Origin of the sequence: Bacillus sp. (in: firmicutes), assembly GCA_017656295.1 — a bacterium.
Classification (GTDB): Bacteria; Bacillota; Bacilli; order Bacillales; family JACDOC01; genus JACDOC01.
This window is the reverse complement of record JACDOC010000004.1, coordinates 200444-218644: the sequence shown is the minus strand read 5'-3', so window position 1 is coordinate 218644 and position 18201 is coordinate 200444. Positions and strand designations below refer to the sequence as shown.

Genomic DNA, 18201 nt, shown 5'->3' with positions numbered 1-18201 from the left:
TTGGCTTGCACTTCTCGCTTCTTGGCTTGCACTTCTCGCTTCTTGGCTTGCACTTCTCGCTTCTTGGCTTGCACTTCCCGCTTCTTGGCTTGCACTTTACGACACTGAGCTTGCACTTTCCGGCACTCGGCTTGCAGTTTCCGCCTCTTGGCGTGCATTCTCCGTTTGGTAATGTTCCTTCGTGGAAATGCAATAGTTCCGTTCATATTTCAAGCCATGCTCAGCCAGGAGTCTCTCTGAATACCTGCAGTCTTTTTGTACTTGTAATAGCCTGAAACGGATACTTTTAGAAACGTGCATAGTTCCTCTATTGTGTAATCTTCTCTGAATTGATCGACTATCTGGAACCTTATTTTCTTCCCTCCTTGTTCAAAATCTCCAGATACTTTTTTAGGATTGCATTCTCCATTTCTAATTTTCTAACATAACGATCTTGATCCTTATATTCTTTCCGTCTGCCCCTTCTATCGATTAAACCAGCTTCTCCATCTTTCTTATATTTTCTCCACCATACTTTCAAGCGGTCTTTGTCTTTTATGCCGAGTTTTTCGTTAATTTGAGCATTCGTATAACCAGCTTCTTTCATTTTTACTGCTTCCAATTTCATTTCAAATGTGTATATTTGGAACTTCTGCCCTTTTTTGGCCATAAAAATCACCCCTTAAAGTAAATGTTGCCCATTAGGGGGTTTTTCAACCTCTACTTTAAGGGGTGCAGTTCACGATATCCGTATGGTTTATTCTCCTTTAGATGCACTAAAAATCGCAATGGATCATCCTGATCGGCAAGTTGTGCTATTTGCAATTGGTTTTGAAACAACCGCCCCGTCAACGGCATTGACGCTGATGCGCGCTCGTGAACTGGATGTGTCCAATTTTTTCGTTTTTTCTAATCATGTCTTAATTGTCCCGGCGATACAGGCGATTTTGGATTCTCCTGATATGTACATTGATGGGTTTATTGGACCTGGTCATGTTTCATCGGTAATCGGAGCCCATCCTTATGAATTTATCGCGAAAAAATACCGAAAACCAATAGTCATCTCTGGTTTTGAACCGCTAGATTTATTGCAATCGATTCTTATGCTTGTGAAACAAATGAAGGAAGGGCGGTTTGATGTAGAAAATCAATATAGTCGTGTCGTTCCATCCGAAGGAAATATTTCGGCACTTGACGTAATGAAGGAAGTATTTGAAGTTCGACCTCTTTTCGAATGGAGAGGACTTGGTACGATTTCTCAGTCTGCGCTAAAATTGCGTCCTGAATTCGCCAAGTGGGATGCGGAGGTTCGTTTCCAAGTCGGGGGAACTCGGGTAAACGATCCGCAAATGGCACAATGTGGCGATGTATTAAAAGGTTTGTTAAAACCACATCAATGCAAACTGTTTGGCAAAGAATGCACTCCGGAACATCCTGTAGGAGCTCTCATGGTGTCATCGGAAGGGGCATGCGCTGCCTATTACCATTACGTTCATTTGCAAGGGGCAGCGGGTAAGTAAAAAGAAAGGGGATAATTTTATGGACTGGCTTTTAATGCTGGGTGTAGCTCTTTTTCTTGGGGTTCGTCATTCATTAGACCCGGATCATGTCGTAGCTGTTTCGACTCTTGTCTCCGAAGAACGAAGACTTTGGCCTGCGGCCTGGCTTGGTTTTATTTGGGGGATAGGTCACATAATTCCAATCGCTTTTGTTGGACTGCCGTTAATAATCTTTCATTTAGAAATTCCTCTGGTGTTTGAAAGCTTTGTTGACACAGGAGTAGGGATTCTTCTTATCTTGCTCGGTGGAACAACGCTTTGGAAATTGATGAAAAAACGTGTCCATTTTGACGTTCATTCGCATGATGAAACGATTCACGCGCATTTTCATCGCCCAGGCCATCGCCACCCGACGCTGAAATTAGAGCGTAGACAATGGATTACTTTCGGCTTCGGCCTTGTGCATGGTCTTGCGGGAAGCGGCGCTGTCGCTGTACTCGCCATGCAAGCTTCACCAAGCATAGAAATGGCGATCTCTTGGCTTTTGGTCTTTGGTTTAGGAACGGTTCTTGGGATGTTTGCAATGACATTATTCATCGCTGCGCCGGCTCTTACGATGGTAGCGAAGAGAAACACGATACGGTTTCGAATTCAGGGAATAGCAGGGTTCATCAGTTTATTTTTCGGTAGTTATATGCTTTGGGAGATTTGGTCTGAACTACTTTAATCATCATAGCATCAAGAAGAAAGGAAGGAACGGATATGAAGACTACCAAAGTACAATTTTCTGATTCTTACATTGAATTGGCTCATGGCGCCGGTGGGAAAGCTAGCCGAAGACTAATTGAAGGGCTATTAGTTCCTTATATGATGGGGGACAAGCCGATTGAATTAAGTGACGCGTCATATATTGATATAGATGGGCGCCGATTAGCGTTTACGGCAGATAGCTTCGTTGTCAATCCGCGTGTCTTTCCAGGAGGGTCCATTGGCGAAGTTGCCGTCAATGGAACGATAAACGATTTAGCGATGGGGGGAGCCAAACCGCTGGCGTTGGTGACTACCCTTATTTTAGAAGCGGGGTTGGCGACAGCGGAGCTGGAAAGGGAAGCGGCAGCTATCGCAAAGGCAGCTAAACGCGCTGGAGTGCCTGTGGTAGGGGGCGATACGAAAGTAGTGGAGCACGGAAAAGCGGACGGTCTGTTCATCACTACTGCTGGGATCGGCCTTACCGATCCGCGTGTTTCTCTTTCTTCGAAAAACGTTCAACCGGGTGACCAAGTGATTTTATCTGGTCCGATTGGAGACCATGGGATTACCGTTCTATTAGCTAGAGGGGAACTGGATTTGGAAGCCGATCTCACTTCCGATACGCGTCCACTTTGGCCGTTTGTATCGGCGATTATTGAAGCAGCGGCACCGGGGTTACGATGGTTACGAGACCCAACCCGCGGCGGGGTTGCTACGGCATTGAACGAATTAGCACGGGATGCTCAGGTGGCTGTTATGCTCGATGAAGAGGCGATTCCTGTACGCCCGGCAGTACGCGGTGCCTGTGAAATTTTAGGATTGGACCCCCTTCATATTGCCAATGAAGGACAGTTTCTCGCTGTGGTTTCACCGGAATACGCCGATATCGCATTAAAAACGCTTCGAAGCGTACCTGGCGGAGAAGATGCAAAGCGCATCGGTGAAATACAATCAGAACCAAATAAAGTGGTTCTGGCTCGCTCACAGTATGGAGGTACGCGAATGATCGATATGCTTATCGGTGACCCGTTGCCACGCATCTGCTAATAGAGTATGGAGAATTGTTATTAAATAATCTCTCTATGGAGGATGTGAATCAAGATGCTGGAACTCTTTGGGGCGAAAGGATGTCCTTATACGAGGGAATTGCGAGAAAGTTTACTATGGGACGGAGAAGAATTTGTCGAGTATGATGTGGAAGAAGATCAAAAAGCGTTAAAACAGCTCATTGCATTGACGGGGGGACGCACGGTTCCTGTCTTAGTCGAAGATAGGAGAGTAATCCAAATTGGGGTTAGCGGACGCGGATGCATTGTTGCACCTCCATCTTCTGAAGAGATAAAGTAGGTGATACATCATGAAAATTGCGCAACGTATTCACATCTCTGGTGTTGTACAAGGGGTTGGTTTTCGTCCCTTTGTTTTTCGTCTAGCAAACCGATGGAAGCTTAGCGGATGGGTGCGCAACGGAGAAAGCGGAGTAGAGATACATGCGGAAGGGGAAGCGGCAGCTGTCAAACAATTTGTTCAAGAACTTACCAAACATCCCCCTGCTTCAGCCAAAATAACTAAGCTAGTAATCAACGATGCAGCAATACAAGGAGCGTCTGATTTCGAAATTTTGGAAAGCACACGCCATGATCGTCCTACGGTGCAAATTCCTGCTGATCTTACAGTTTGTTCAGCATGTTTATCCGAAATGTTCGAACCTGTTAACCGCCGTTATCTTTATCCTTACATCAATTGTACGGATTGCGGTCCACGCTATACCGTAATCAAAGGTCTTCCATACGATCGTCCATATACGACGATGCACGCGTGGCCTATGTGTCTAGCTTGTTCAACTGAATATTATGCGCCGGCAGATCGCCGGTTTCATGCACAGCCAACTGCCTGCCCCGAATGTGGCCCTCATTATTATTTGCGGTGGTGGGAAGGAGAAATACATAGTGATGAAAAAGCGATTAAAAAAACGGCAGATCTCCTTCGTTCCGGTCACATCGTCGCAATTAAAGGGATCGGCGGTTATCATTTGGCGTGTGATGCTGAAAACGAAAAAGTAGTATGGGAGCTTAGAAGGAGGAAGCTCCGCGACGCAAAACCGTTTGCCTTGATGGTGAAAGACATTGAGACGGCAAGGACCTTGATTGATATATCAGCAGAAGAAGAAAAACTCCTTACATCTTCCGCCCGTCCCATCGTGTTAGCACGGGCGCATCGACAACTTTCGGGAGTAGCTCCTGATAATTCCGATTTAGGGGTGATGCTTCCATACACCCCTCTCCATCATTTGCTGTTTCATTTCGATGCTCCGCAAGTGCTCGTCATGACGAGTGCTAACCGTTCTAGTGAACCGATTATTTATAAAGATGAAGAAGTAATCAAGGGGCTTGAAGGTATTGCTGACGCGTGGCTCATTGGGGAGCGTCCAATTGCCCGCCGTGTTGATGATTCTGTCGTTCGCGTCAGCCCTTTTGGGAATATCGTGCTTCGGCGGGCGAGGGGGTATGCGCCGCTTCCTGTTGCACATCTTCCCAGCAACCGGCCAATTCTTGCGCTCGGATCTGATTTGAAAAATACTGTCGCATTAGTGGTCAATGGACAGGCAATCATGAGCCAGCATTTAGGAGATTTGATGAAATACGAAGCATATATATCATTTGAACAAACGGTCCGCGATCTTCTGTCGATGTATGATGTTCAATTAAAGGAAACGACTGTAGCGTACGATTTTCATCCTGATTATCGTTCTACTTCCTTTGCTCACAGTCTAGAAGCCTATCAACATATTGGCATTCAGCATCACCGCGCTCATGTGGCGACTGTGCTGGCTGAGCGAAACGCTTTCGAAAAACAAGTGGTTGGTGTTGCGTTCGATGGCACCGGATTTGGGGATGATGGAGCAATCTGGGGAGGAGAACTGTTTGTAGGAAGCATTGTAAAAGGATTCGAACGATGTGGACATCTTCGTTATGCCATGCTTCCTGGCGGGGATGCGGCAGCTCGAGTTCCGCTTCAAGCGTTAGCTGGTTTCTTTGGAGATGTGCCGGAATTGGCAATAAACGTTGGAAAGCGACTTTCGCTTCCTGAACGGTTTTTCACTGCAGTAAAGATGGTCGAAAAACGATTGCGCACGTTTCCTACGACGTCTGTCGGACGATTGTTTGATGCAGCGGCTGCCCTTTTAGGATTTACTGACGCTATTTCATTTGAAGGTCAGGCAGCCATTTGGCTGGAGCATTTAGCACGTACAGCTCCATTAGAGAAGGTATATCCATTTCCGTGGAACAGAAAAGAGCTAGACTACCGTCCTCTTTTGAAGGAAATGGTGGAAGACCGCTTGAATGGTATAGATGTGGCGATTATAGCTCGCGCCTTTCATCGAAGCGTCGCTGAAGGCGTATTTAAAAGTGTACGTTCTTTAGGAGCGACCTATGGAATTGATACCGTTGTGTTATCCGGTGGTGTATTTCAAAATTCACTATTGTTATCTGACTTGAAGGAGTTGTTTCTTGGAAGCGATATGACCGTATGGATCGGCAAGGAAGTTCCACCTAACGATGGTGGCATTAGTCTCGGGCAGGCTGCACTTGTGGCGGCAACGCATTTGAAAGCTAAGACGTTATGACATTGAAGTTACCAAATTTTGGACTATCATTTGCGGAAATATAAACTCTTGGATGTTTACTATTATTTACAGAAAAATGTTAACTATTTTTAACTGAAGCTCGCTGGTATGCCACAGCGAGCTTTTTTAATTTTTTTCAATCGACTGTTATTTAATCCCAATAGCCTATACGGCTGGAAAACTAGACAACAAAGTAATCATTCATGCGAAAGTGTGTCACAAATGGTTATGCTATTGTTACAGCCGTAATATGAAATTTTGTATTATTTTTTATTTCATGCCTTCTTTAGATCTAATATTTACAATGTTAGTCTACTAATTTGTTGGGTGTTGTTGAAAATTATCTTTTTTATTTCAGATTTTTTGAAATAAATATATATTCCGTTGCCTTGAAACGATAACAAAACGATGATAACAATGTCATTCACACCAATTAGAATGTATCTCAACCGTTGGGGAAATTTGGGATTTAGGCAAGAGAAAAGAGAAAATATTCTAAATCAATTTTTAATAATTTGAAAATTCTTTAAATTATGTTGATAAATAGTTTTTACTTTCGGTACAAGATAAATAAAAGTCGTTGGAACAAGTCCTAATAAGTACTTTGTTTCATTTCCCCCGCCTGATTCATTTTTACGTCGGATAGACTAAAGAGCACAGTGTTAGTTGAAGAAGGACTATTTAAAATCAAACGCGAAATGAATACTAGTAGATGAAAATATTACAAAATTGAGAAAAAAAGGAGGTTACGAATGTGAGTCAAACATTGATTCAACCAGATGATACATTAACATTATGGGGAATTATTGCTGTATGGGCATCTGTTAGTATTTACTTAGAGCAGCGCTATCGTTGGGCATCCAAAATCTCGGGAGCGATTATTGCCCTTATTGGAGCGATTATTTTATCGAATACCGGGATTATTACAACCGAATCCCCAGTTTACGATTCGATATGGGGAATTATCGTTCCATTAGCGATTCCATTGCTACTTTTTCATGTTAATATCGGTAAAATATGGAGAGAAAGTGGTAAATTACTGATCATTTTTCTTTTATGCTCTATTGGTACGGTAGCAGGTACAATCATAAGCTTCTTTTATTAGGCTGTTTTCTAAAAAATTGTTGCTTTTTAAATGAAAATTTCTGATTTCCCATATTTTCTGCTAAAATAAGGACAAGTTCAAAGTAAAATAGAGAATGGAAAAGGGGGGTTGATTATATTGAAATTGTTACTAACCTCTAACGGTTTTTACACTAATGAAATTAAAGAGCAATTTTTAAAACTCATTAACGGTGCTACTAATGACCTAAACGTTGCAATCATCACAACTGCCTCGCCACAAAAGGAGAAAAATCGGTTTGCTCAGAAGGCAAAAGAAGACTTTAGAGAAATGGGGTTCCAGAACATAGATTTCATTGATGTAGAGTTTGATAATGTAGAAAGTCTTACAAATAAAGATGTTATTTACATCAATGGTGGAAATCCATTTAAATTACTATTTCATTTTAAACAGAGTGGGGCGGATAATATTCTGCGACAGTTAGTTTCAAAAAATGTAGTTATTGTTGGCGTAAGTGCTGGTGCTGTCCTGCTCGGACCAAACATTAAAATTGTTCATTTCTTCACACCACAAATGGATGAACTAAATACTAAGGATTTTTCAGCATTGGGATTAACTGAAAAACTTGTTTTCCCTCATTATGACAGAGAGGACTTGTTTAAAGATATCACAGGCAAGACAATCGAAGATAGGCTGAAGGAATTTGAATTCCTTGAAAGATGTACAATTACGAGATTAAGAGATGATGAATATATCACAGTACAAATTTAGTTATGTGCCCTCTATAATCTGAGGTCTTTTTTATGCACTTCTAAACTCTTCAACCGTTAGATAATTTGATTTTTGACACGCTGAAATAAGCATTTGTTCCACACGTTTACCAACTGCCAAATTCTTCCCTAAATTAAGCCAACGGAACCAGTAAATATGGTAGATACCTTTCTTCACACGCTGTTTTTGTCGTTCATTAATAGTTTCGTAAGGTAAGCCTTTAAGTTTGGCAAACTTTTTATAGTTGGTTGCAGTATCAGTGCATAACAAAGCAGACGGGTGAGCGTTGTCTTGAACGATATTTACCATTTCTCTTCACAGACATACTTCCACAATGAACACAAGCCATACCAGAGGCAAATCTCGCTTCACGAATGGTATTAAGTAATTTTGTAATTTTGTCTGGTTCTTCTGGAAACAAATCCTGTTTAATCGCTTCAAACAACGCTAACTGTTCAGATTTTGAAAGTTCACTAAAATCTTCATAAACATCTTCCCACATACTTGAATGCCTCCTTAATACCAATTATATCAACCTAATAACATTATGGTTAAAAAAGCAGCAATCTATACGAAAACAGCTTTTTATTAAAAGAGCATATCCCACATCTCGATAAAATTGGAGGCATGACTTATATCGGTGGAGGAGTTAACTTTGCTGCAATGGCAGCCAAATTTGAGGCACCAGGGGAATTAGTTTCTGCTACTGTTGTGGCTGATAATTTAATGATGGCTTTCTATTTTGTGATTCTAATGATTATTCCTACATTAGCCTTCTTCAGAAAGCGGTATAATATTCCTCACATTCTCGAAGTAGAACAGGAGAGTGGATCCGAAGAAGGAAAAACGTTAGCCGAAAGTTTCTGGAAAAGAAAAAATATTTCATTAAAAGATATCGCCCTATCTGTCGGAACTGCATTTTTACTTGTAATCGTCTCATTTAAGGTAGCCCAGTTGTTCGATAACTTAATTCCATCAGGTGAAAATGCTTCCGTTCTAATGAATCTATTGAATGGTCTTTTTGGAGATAAATATTTAATGCTTACCACCATTACCTTTATTACATTAGCGCTATTTCCAACATATTTTGATAACCTTCATGGTAGTCAAGAAATTGGAACATATCTCATTTATTTATTCTTCGTCGTTATCGGAATTCCAGCAACCATTCCGCTTATTATAAAAAATGCACCGTTGTTATTAGTGTTTGTGTTGATCATCGTACTAATTAATATGATTGTTTCTTTAAGTGCAGGAAAGTTAATAAAAGCGAACCTTGAAGATATCATCCTAGCAAGTAACGCCAATATTGGAGGACCAACGACTGCAGCTGCATTGGCTATTGCTAAGGGGTGGAAAAACTTAGTCGGTCCGATATTAGTTGTTGGAACACTTGGCTATATTATCGGAAACTATGTGGGTACATTACTAGGTTTTTGGTTTTCAAATTTGATATAAATGATTTAACAAATAACCCGGCAGAGTGATTTGTGCCGGGTTATTTATTGAATACTAGGTTAAAAAGTAACTACAAAATTCCGTAAGTTAGATTCTCTTTTGTCGGGTTTCGAAAGTCATTGTGGCCCACTCTTGAAACAACCGTATTTTAGGATAATGTAGTTTGTGTCAAGAAGGTACCAACATATATTTAATAAAGTAGCTTTTATTAATCATTCAATAAGTCTCAAGTCGTATTTAATTATACATATCAGGTCCATTTTGGATTTTCTCTTTTTTTTATATCTTAAAGATGGGGAAGGAACAAAAAGCAAATAACGATGATTATTATTTCATTGCTTCTTGTCTAATAATGGCAAAAGTATAAGCAAGGCCCACGAATACTGTAAAAAATAATATGGAAAGAAGGGTAAACGTTGAAAAAATTTTTTATAATTTTATCGGTTGTCATTGGATTATATTTTATCTTATTAAAGCCAATTGATTTTAGTTGGTTACCATTTATAAATCAAGAAACTCAATCCGTTATAACTAAGGAAATTGAGATGATTGAGATTGATGTTTCAAGCGTTAGCACAGCGATTATTCCGGAAAGCCGAAAAGATTTAAAAGCAGATCTAGACGGAAAGGGAAAGGTGATGGTTAAAAGACACGGAGACACGGTAGAGGTAAGTGTGAAACAAAAATGGAAATGGTTTGACTGGTTTTTCTTCAAAGACAAGGCAAAACTAAATATTTATATTCCAGAAGATTATGATCGAGATATGGTAATAAATCTTGGCTCTGGAAATGTAAAGTTCTCCGGTCATTCAAAAACGAAACCAATGAAACTAGAAGAATTAATTTTAGATATTGGATCAGGCAATGTCGAACTCAAGAATTTATCGGTTCAACATTTTAAGCACAATGGTTCCTCAGGGAATGTCAATATAGACTCATTAACGACAAAAACAGGATCATTTGATATTAGTTCGGGAAGTCTCCATGTAAAAAATTATATTGGTGCTATTAAGGCTGAGTTATCATCAGGAAATTTACATGTACAAATGGCCAAATTAATAGATTCAGTTGATATTAAAGTAAGTTCTGGCACGGTGGATCTTAATCTTCCGACCAACGCTGATTTTACTTTAAACGGAAAGACAAGCAGCGGTAACATAATATGCGATTTCCCGATAACTAGTAAAAAATTGAGTAATAAACATATTTCAGGTACACATGGGTCAGCTAAACACCATATTAATCTAACGGTATCAAGCGGAAATATCCATATTTACTAAAATGACATTTGGATGGCTAGCGACCAAATGTAAAAAGTATGAAACAATAGGAGAGCTTCATCTATAATAGCAAACAGCTCTCCTATTTTATCGCTCTCAAAAGGATAAGCTCATAAACGTGGAGGAACAAGTCACTCGAAAAATTATTTTGCTATTCTTAGGTAAGGTTACGAAAATCATTGTGGCCCACTCTTGAATCAACCGTTCGTCAATGCTTGGTTGAAGGGGCTATTTTCGCCAACGGTAGATCATTTCATTCCGTCGAACCCAGGTCCATTAAATCCCGGCGGTGACATCGTAAAACGGTTATAAAACCATCTAATATATCGTGACTAACAGAAAATCCTTTACGTTTATAGAATTCCAAGGCGTTATGATTCCCATTTGAAACAAAAATAAAATAATCTTCGACATCATCAAATTGTTTCAACCACTTCATTGACATATTGAAAAGTTTAGATCCAATCCCATATTGTCTGTACTCTTCTTTAATATAAAATTGGGATAAACAACCTACATTATCTCTACTAACAGATGCAAGGTCAAAAAAAGTGGCAAATTCATTTGAATAAGTTTCTTTAGGAGAGATATTTGAATATACATAACCTACTAATTTATCATCGTCTTTAACGACCACAGTATAATTGTATATTGCACTTTTTATTGAAGGAATCATTCGTGTCTCAAAATTCATGTTGTCAAACAATTCCGGTTTTATGTATGCTTTCGACTTTTGAAAGGCCATGAGTTCATTGCATAAATCTCTGCAGCATTCAATTTTGTCATCAGGTATAATTTCATATTTTAAATTCATATTTATCACTCCTCACCTTTGCAAGTAAAAGCCTTGCTAATATTTGCTAGTACTCGATTCACTATAATATAATTTTAATATAAAATTACATGATATGAAGGATTTTTATTACTGATTAGGTAAAAAATTGTTAAACGAGTGTTTCGATATTTCTAATTTACCAAACGGTCTTTCACGATCTCCCATTGATGAGGTAGTGGGTACGGGCCGTATTAACTATATTGTTCAATTTTCAAAGAAATCATGGAAAGGAAAAATTGCTCAAAAGACAGAAGAAGGGAAATACTTAATAAATGAAGATACTTTTGATATTCATGTAGAATTTACATTTGATGCTTTTAATCGTTCCTTTACTTTACCATTACACTATGAAACACGCCCATACTTACCAAAACGAAAAATAGCTAATCATGCAGAAGGTAGCGAGAAATATCTTTATCAGAGAGAAATAGTGAAGCGTATGATTCATGAAAAAATTAAATCGCTAAACGATCAATCTATTAAATGTTATAATGGTTCAAACCAAATTGCCAATACAAAGATTGTGTTAAACGAAAACACCACTGTTAAAGAGTTCAAGGAACAGTTACTATTGAATTTGCGCAAAATATCAGATTTTGTGGATGAAACGGTATCCGAATTAAATGCGATGTCCTAAAGATTTGGTACATAGGTAACGGAGCTTGTTTCCTCAAAAAAGGAATCCACGGAACATGTGATGAAGACTAAACATAAGTAACGGGAGCCTATCAGGTATTTGATAGGCTTTTTTTACTGGAATCTTTCATTAGTAGGGGGCAAGATGGTTGAACATTCGCGAAATCTATAGATAAAACAGGAAAATCGATTGAATTTATTTGCAAAATATACAGGAAAATGGTTCGAAAAAATGTTCGAATCCCTACTGCTGTCTCTTTTTATCAATTGAACTGGATGATCAATAGGTTAAATCTGTTGATTTCGAAAAAATTTTTTCTTACAGCCACAACGATGTAAACGTTCTCAACATCTTTTTCGTAAAAAATCAAAGTTGACATGAAAGTAAAAAAGTTATAACATTCGGATTATCAAGAAAATTCAATCAAATGAAATAAAGTCTTATCCAGAGTGACTGAGGGAACAGGCCCGATGATGTCCGGCAACCTCCTTTATGGAACGGTGCTAATTCCTGCAGAATGAGTTTTTTCATTCTGAAAGATAAGGCGAAACAAATTGGTAATACCTTAAGCCTCTTTCAGAATGAAAGGGGCTTTTTCATTGCTTATAAAAAGCAATTGAAAAATGCCCCGTCTGATAAGGTGAAACACCATAAAAGGATGATCAAACTAATTCTGTGAAAGGAAAGGAGAAGAAGGTATGACTGTGGTTATTTTAGAGGGAGTGCGTACGCCATTTGGAAAGTTTCGAGGAAAACTGGCCGATGTATCAGCGAAACAGCTAGGAAGCGTTGCAGTGAAAGAATTGCTTCGCCGGGTTCCGGAAGCAAAAAACGCAGATGGAGTAATACTTGCACAAGTCATCCAGGCTGGAGAAGGGCAAAATCCAGCGCGAAAAGTGGCCGTAGAAGCGGGAGTGGATCTTTCGGTACCTGCTATTACACTCAATAATGTTTGTTTGGCCGGATTGGCTTCCGTTTCGGATGCTACGCGCCGGATTGTTTTACAGGAAGGGCAGTTATACATTGTTGGGGGCTATGATTCGATGACGAACGCTCCGCACACTGCCAACTTGCGAAAAAGTGTCCCGCTTGGAAAAGCAGAGTTTACGGACACTTTAATTAATGACGGCTTGTGGTGCTCCCTCTCGAATGAATCAATGGGCGTATTGACTGACAAGAAAAACAAAGAACTAGGAATCACTCGCAAGGAACAGGATGAATATGCATGCCTTTCACAACAACGGGCATACAAAGCGTTACAAGAGGGCCGGCTGCAGGAAGAAATCACTCCTGTATACGCACATGAAGAATGGTTAAAAGAAGATGAAGGTATTCGCCCGAACACCACGATTGAAGGATTAGCGAAACTCCGTCCTGTTTTTACAGAAGACGGTACGATTACAGCTGGAAACGCATCGCAAATGTCAGATGGCGCAAGTATTGGAATTGTCGCAAGCGAGACACAAGCTGAAAAACTTGGCTACACACCGCTTGCAAGAATCATCGGTTGGGCAGATATTGCTGGTCCAGATACGAGCCTCCATTTAAAACCGGCCCAAGCAATTGAAAAAGTCTTGGAGAAAACGGAGCTTACGGTTCATGATATAGACTTGTTTGAAATTAACGAGGCCTTTGCCAGTGTGGTCATAGCCAGCTGCAAGAAACTAAAGATTCCGTATGAAAAAGTAAATGTCAACGGCGGAGCAATTGCCATCGGCCATCCTTTAGGAGGCACAGGGTTCCGGTTGCTGCTAACGCTTGTTCATGAATTAAAACGGCGAGGCGGCGGAAAGGGAATTGCGACACTTTGCGGCGGGGGCGGCCAAGGATCAGCCATCCTAGTAGAAGTGCCAAAGAGGTGGTAGCCATGACAACGAACATTCAACAAACCTTTGATTTCCTCAATCAGCAGGAACCGGTATGGAATCCTAATAAAACCCTCATTGAAAATGCAAACATCCAATTATTTATGAACAAGCACAAGATCCCCACCATCGAAGAACTCCACGGAAAATCGATTCAGAACCCGGAATGGTTTTATGAAAGCTTGCTGGAAGAGTTTGATATCCTTTGGCAAGAGCCGTATCAACAATTTCTGAATACAGAAAAAGGAGCACCATTCGCCAAGTGGTTTATCGGTGGAAAAACAAATCTCCATTATTACACCATTGAAAAACAAATCAGCCAAGGAAGAGGAAATACAGTCGCGTTGATCTGGGAAGGAGAAAACGGTGACACGATCGCTTTTACCTACAATGAACTGAACGAAAAAATAAATGACCTGGCAGCTGCCCTTACATCCCTTGGAGTTTCTAAAGGAGATCGCATCGGGATTTACTTGCCGCCTATTCCTGAAGCCCCCATCTCTTTATTTGCGTGTGCCAAAATCGGTGCGATTGTCATTCCAGTGTTTTCAGGCTACGGGGCTGAGGCGGTAGCATCAAGGCTGAATGATGGTGAAGCAAAAGTATTGATCACAGCCGACGGATTCTTCCGCCGAGGAAAGATTGTCAAGATGAAGGAAGAAGCTGATCGGGCGGTTGAGCTAGCACCAACGGTCCAGCAAGTCATTATTGTCAACCGCTTTAACCGAAACATTTCCATCCATCCAAATAGAGATTATTGGTATGAGGAGTTGATTGGAAACCATTCATCTCATGAACCAGAAACCGAATTCGTCGATTCCGATCACCCATTCATGATTATGTATACGTCCGGAACAACTGGCCGACCTAAAGGAACGGTCCATACACATACGGGATTTCCGCTAAAAAGCGCGATCGATCTGTATTTTTGCTTTGATATAAAAAGAACGGACCGCATATTTTGGCAAACAGATTTTGGGTGGATGATGGGCCCGTGGCTATTTCTAGGTGCTGCTGTGCATGGCGCAACTGTTGTCCTCTATGAAGGAAGTCCCGATTTTCCTTATGAAGGAAGATTATGGGAATTAATCAAGCGCCATCAAGTTTCGATCTTTGGAATCTCTCCAACTCTCATTCGCTCCCTGATGATAAAAGATGTTGAAGTACCAAATCTTTCATCTTTACGGATTCTTGGGTCGACAGGGGAACCGTGGAATCCAACGGCATGGCACTGGTTCTTAGAAAAAGTCGGTAACGGACGGTGTCCCATTATTAATTATTCAGGCGGAACAGAAGTATCAGGAGGGATACTGGGCACCTATCCCATTTTTCCACTAAAACCATGCGGATTCCATGGCCCAATTCCCGGTATGGCTGCAAGCGTCGTCAATGAACGCGGAGAAAAAGTGGAACATACAGTCGGGGATTTAACGATTAGAGCACCGTTTCTAGGGATGACGAAATCGTTCTGGAACGATGATCAACGCTATGTAGAAGCCTATTGGTCAAAGTGGGAAGGAATTTGGGCGCACGGTGATTTTGCTGCCGTGGACCAGCATGGATTCTGGTATTTGCTAGGACGTTCCGATGACACTATGAAGGTGGCAGGGAAACGGATCGGGCCATCAGAAATCGAAGCAGCGGTTACGGCTCATGAAGCGGTAAAAGAGGCGGCAGCAATTGGAATCCCGCATCCAGTAAAGGGTGAAGTTCCTGTTATTTTTGCCGTTTTACATGGACATGAGGATTCACATTCTGACTTGGAACAGGAATTGCTTGCTTATGCCGCACGCTCTCTCGGGAAAGCTCTGAAGCCAAATAAGGTTCATATTGTCTCAGAGCTTCCATATACGCAGAGTGGAAAAATTGCCAGGAGAGTCATCAAATCATCGTATCTTGGCGAGCCGTTAGGGGATATTTCAACACTGAAAAACAGGGAATCACTAAAGGAAATTGCCAAAAGGGGGAAGGGAATTGAGTATATTGGCTAACGAACGTAAGCAAATTAATTTATCGGAGGAACTGGCAAGACTGTTTATTCAAAATAAGCGTCAGGAATCGCTATTTCGTGAGGTAGCTGTGCTTGCCGATCGTTTTCAAACGAGGGCGGCTGCAATCGACGAAGAGGGAAGGTTTCCGTTTGAAAATTTTCAAGAGCTGAAAAAGTCCGCTTACGTCTCTCTTACCGTTCCAAAACAATTTGGCGGCAAAGAGATTTCCCTCTACGAATTTGTTCTTTTGCAAGAGCGGCTCGCCCAAGGGGATGCGTCCACCGCTTTAAGTATCGGTTGGCACCTGGGGGTGATATACGACCTTAGGGAACGGAAGATATGGGATCACGTCTTATTTGAACGGATCTGCCGAGAAATTGTGGAAAACAAGGTGTTGATTAACCGTGCAGCGACAGAGATTGCTACCGGGAGCCCAACGAGGGGAGGCAAACCGCAAACCATTGCCGTAAAAGAAAATGGCAAGTGGAGAATCACAGGGAGAAAGTCTTTTACGACCATGGCTGTTGCCCTTGATTTCTCGTTAGTAACAGCTACGATTGAAGAATCAGGTGAGGTCGGCACCTTTTTGATAGATCATCGACTAAAAGGAGTTCGTGTGGAAGAAAACTGGGATATGCTTGGGATGCGGGGGACGAGAAGTGATGACCTTGTGCTTAATCAGGTCGAACTGCCGGAGGATGCGCTAGTAGAATTGGAACAATTGGATTCTTCAAATCATCCCCCGAGAGCGTGGCTGCTTCATGTTCCAGCCTGTTTCCTCGGAGTTGCCATTGCGGCTAGAAACTATGCGGTTTCGTTTGCGGCACATTACCAGCCGAACAGTCTTCCAGTACCCATTAAAGATGTCCCCGAGGTACAAAGGAAAATTGGCGAAATGGATTTGGAGCTGTTAAAAGCAAGACACGTTCTTTACTCGGTGGCACATCGCTGGGATACAGAACCTGATAAACGTGAAAGAATGGGCGGAGAACTGGCGGCGGCAAAACACATTGCCGTCAACAGCGCGAATAAGGTGGTTGATCTAGCGATGAGAATTGTCGGAGCAAGAAGCCTGCAAAAATCCAACCCTCTACAGCGTTATTACAGGGATGTTCGAGCGGGACTTCACAATCCGCCAATGGATGACGCAGTCATTTCTTTGCTCGCCAAAAAAGCCTTGCAACATGTTCATTCATAATCGTATTCATTCGATTAAATATCTACTGAAAACACATGTCTTTCAATTGGAAAGGAGAAAAATAAATGAGATACCATAAAATTCTATTTTTGTTAGTAATCACAGTGTATTCACTAGTTTTATCAGCTTGCTCAGGTTCAGACCAAAAGGCGAGCGGTTCAGAGAAAAAGGTGATTAAAATTGGAGCGACAGCAGGGCCTTACAGCGACCAGGTAAATGAGGGCATTAAGCCTTACCTTGAGAAAAAAGGATACAAGGTCGAAGTTATCGAGTTTAATGATTACATTCAGCCAAACATCTCCCTTGATACGGGAGGAATTGACGCGAACGTGTTTCAGAATGAGCTTTATATGAAGGAATTTGCCAAAGCAAGAAACTTGGATATCGTCGAGGCGATTAAAGTCCCAACAGCCCCAATTGCCATTTACTCAAAAAAGCATCAATCGATCGATGAAATCAAAGATGGTTCGACCGTAGCGACATCCAATGATCCAGTTAACCAGGCAAGAGCCCTTGCCATGCTTGAACAGCTCGGCATTATTTCCTTAAAAGAAGGAGTAGACCCGACAAAAGCCTCTGAAAAAGACATTGCCAAATATCATAAAAAGATCGTTATTAAGCCGCTTGAACCGGCACAGCTTCCAAGAGCACTGGAAGATGTCGATTACTCGTTTATTAATGGTAACTTCGCCATTTCCTCCGGGTTAAAATTAGAGGATGCTGTCGTATTGGAAAAAACTCTGCCTCACTATATGATTGGAGTTACGGTGAGGGGGAAAGATAAAGATGCTCAATTTGTCAAAGACATAATAGAAGCTTATCAATCAGAAGAATTTAAAAAATTAAATGAAGAAAGCGAAAAGTACGAAGGTTACGTCTGGCCAGACTGGATGAAATAATTAGATGAAGAGCTGAAAAAATGCATATGAAATTTTACTCTTTAACTATTGAATCAACAATTTATGAATAAAAGTACAAATCATACTAGTGGAAATATGAAGCTTAAAACCAAGTTCACTCATAAGAAAATAAGACTTTCTCATAATAAAAAAACTATTTTTAATAGTCTTGTTGTATTTCCCGGCTCGTGATGGGAATAAGCAGAATCTTTCCTTCTATTTGTTTTGGGGGTGGTTACTCTAAACAATAGAGGAAGATTCTGCTTTTTTCAATGTATTTTGTACAATTTCTAGAAAAGGAAAATAAAAAATATGTCGAAAAAAGTAGAAAACATGATATAATACCAA

Annotated in this window: 16 protein-coding genes, 2 pseudogenes and 1 riboswitch; of the genes and pseudogenes, 14 read left to right on the top strand and 4 right to left on the bottom strand. The window is 40.9% G+C overall.

Translation table 11 applies throughout. The annotated features are described in order from the left end of the window. A partial coding sequence (locus tag H0Z31_06420) for a hypothetical protein (GenBank protein ID MBO8177075.1) occupies positions 1–158 on the bottom strand: 158 nt, incomplete at its 3' end. Between the two features lie 191 nt (positions 159–349). Further along, positions 350–649: a helix-turn-helix domain-containing protein gene (locus H0Z31_06415; protein ID MBO8177074.1), complete on the bottom strand. Its 300-nt coding sequence runs from the start codon at positions 647–649 to the stop codon at positions 350–352. A gap of 58 nt (positions 650–707) precedes the next feature. On the opposite strand from H0Z31_06415, the pseudogene hypD reads away from it, so the two are divergent. From hypD to H0Z31_06380, 7 genes and pseudogenes are all read left to right on the top strand, one after another. Further along, a pseudogene (hypD, locus tag H0Z31_06410) lies at positions 708–1499 on the top strand (hydrogenase formation protein HypD). A 19-nt stretch (positions 1500–1518) separates the two neighbouring features. Beyond that, complete coding sequence (locus H0Z31_06405) at positions 1519–2205, top strand: sulfite exporter TauE/SafE family protein (protein MBO8177073.1); 687 nt, start codon at positions 1519–1521, stop codon at positions 2203–2205. Between the two features lie 35 nt (positions 2206–2240). Further along, positions 2241–3275, top strand: coding sequence for a hydrogenase expression/formation protein HypE (gene hypE / locus H0Z31_06400; protein MBO8177072.1), 1035 nt, complete (start codon positions 2241–2243; stop codon positions 3273–3275). A 54-nt stretch (positions 3276–3329) separates the two neighbouring features. Then, complete coding sequence (locus H0Z31_06395) at positions 3330–3575, top strand: glutathione S-transferase N-terminal domain-containing protein (GenBank protein ID MBO8177071.1); 246 nt, start codon at positions 3330–3332, stop codon at positions 3573–3575. A gap of 10 nt (positions 3576–3585) precedes the next feature. Continuing rightward, the gene (hypF, locus tag H0Z31_06390; protein MBO8177070.1) at positions 3586–5856 is read left to right on the top strand and encodes a carbamoyltransferase HypF; all 2271 of its coding nucleotides are present in this window, start codon (positions 3586–3588) and stop codon (positions 5854–5856) included. A 754-nt stretch (positions 5857–6610) separates the two neighbouring features. Beyond that, the gene (locus H0Z31_06385; protein ID MBO8177069.1) at positions 6611–6961 is read left to right on the top strand and encodes a DUF819 family protein; all 351 of its coding nucleotides are present in this window, start codon (positions 6611–6613) and stop codon (positions 6959–6961) included. 114 nt (positions 6962–7075) lie between these two features. Then, on the top strand, positions 7076–7690 hold the full coding sequence (locus tag H0Z31_06380) for a Type 1 glutamine amidotransferase-like domain-containing protein (GenBank protein ID MBO8177068.1): 615 nt from the start codon (positions 7076–7078) through the stop codon (positions 7688–7690). Between the two features lie 30 nt (positions 7691–7720). Here H0Z31_06380 and H0Z31_06375 read toward each other — a convergent pair. Further along, a pseudogene (locus H0Z31_06375) lies at positions 7721–8192 on the bottom strand (hypothetical protein). 125 nt (positions 8193–8317) lie between these two features. On the opposite strand from H0Z31_06375, the gene H0Z31_06370 reads away from it, so the two are divergent. Both H0Z31_06370 and H0Z31_06365 read left to right on the top strand, forming a co-directional pair. Further along, positions 8318–9148, top strand: a complete 831-nt coding sequence (locus tag H0Z31_06370) for a DUF819 domain-containing protein (protein ID MBO8177067.1) — start codon at positions 8318–8320, stop codon at positions 9146–9148. A gap of 545 nt (positions 9149–9693) precedes the next feature. Beyond that, positions 9694–10428, top strand: a complete 735-nt coding sequence (locus H0Z31_06365) for a DUF4097 domain-containing protein (protein MBO8177066.1) — start codon at positions 9694–9696, stop codon at positions 10426–10428. Between the two features lie 253 nt (positions 10429–10681). On the opposite strand, the gene H0Z31_06360 is transcribed toward H0Z31_06365, so the two are convergent. After that, positions 10682–11242 carry a GNAT family N-acetyltransferase gene (locus H0Z31_06360; protein MBO8177065.1) on the bottom strand — a complete coding sequence of 187 codons (561 nt, stop codon included), beginning with the start codon at positions 11240–11242 and terminating at the stop codon, positions 10682–10684. Positions 11243–11438: 196 nt separating this feature from the next. Here H0Z31_06360 and H0Z31_06355 point away from each other — a divergent pair, with 196 nt between their 5' ends. From H0Z31_06355 to H0Z31_06335, 5 genes are all read left to right on the top strand, one after another. Continuing rightward, positions 11439–11900: a hypothetical protein gene (locus H0Z31_06355; protein ID MBO8177064.1), complete on the top strand. Its 462-nt coding sequence runs from the start codon at positions 11439–11441 to the stop codon at positions 11898–11900. Between the two features lie 437 nt (positions 11901–12337). Then, positions 12338–12446: riboswitch (SAM riboswitch) on the top strand. 152 nt (positions 12447–12598) lie between these two features. Next, entirely contained in the window at positions 12599–13765 is a 1167-nt protein-coding gene (locus tag H0Z31_06350) for an acetyl-CoA C-acyltransferase (GenBank protein MBO8177063.1), read from the top strand. A 2-nt stretch (positions 13766–13767) separates the two neighbouring features. After that, positions 13768–15756, top strand: a complete 1989-nt coding sequence (locus H0Z31_06345; protein MBO8177062.1) for an AMP-binding protein — start codon at positions 13768–13770, stop codon at positions 15754–15756. Continuing rightward, entirely contained in the window at positions 15740–16954 is a 1215-nt protein-coding gene (locus H0Z31_06340) for an acyl-CoA/acyl-ACP dehydrogenase (protein ID MBO8177061.1), read from the top strand. Before H0Z31_06345 ends, H0Z31_06340 begins: the two co-directional genes overlap by 17 nt. Positions 16955–17019: 65 nt before the next feature. Continuing rightward, a complete protein-coding gene (locus tag H0Z31_06335) occupies positions 17020–17853 on the top strand; it encodes a hypothetical protein (protein ID MBO8177060.1) in 834 nt (277 codons plus the stop codon). The last annotated feature ends 348 nt before the right edge of the window (positions 17854–18201 follow it).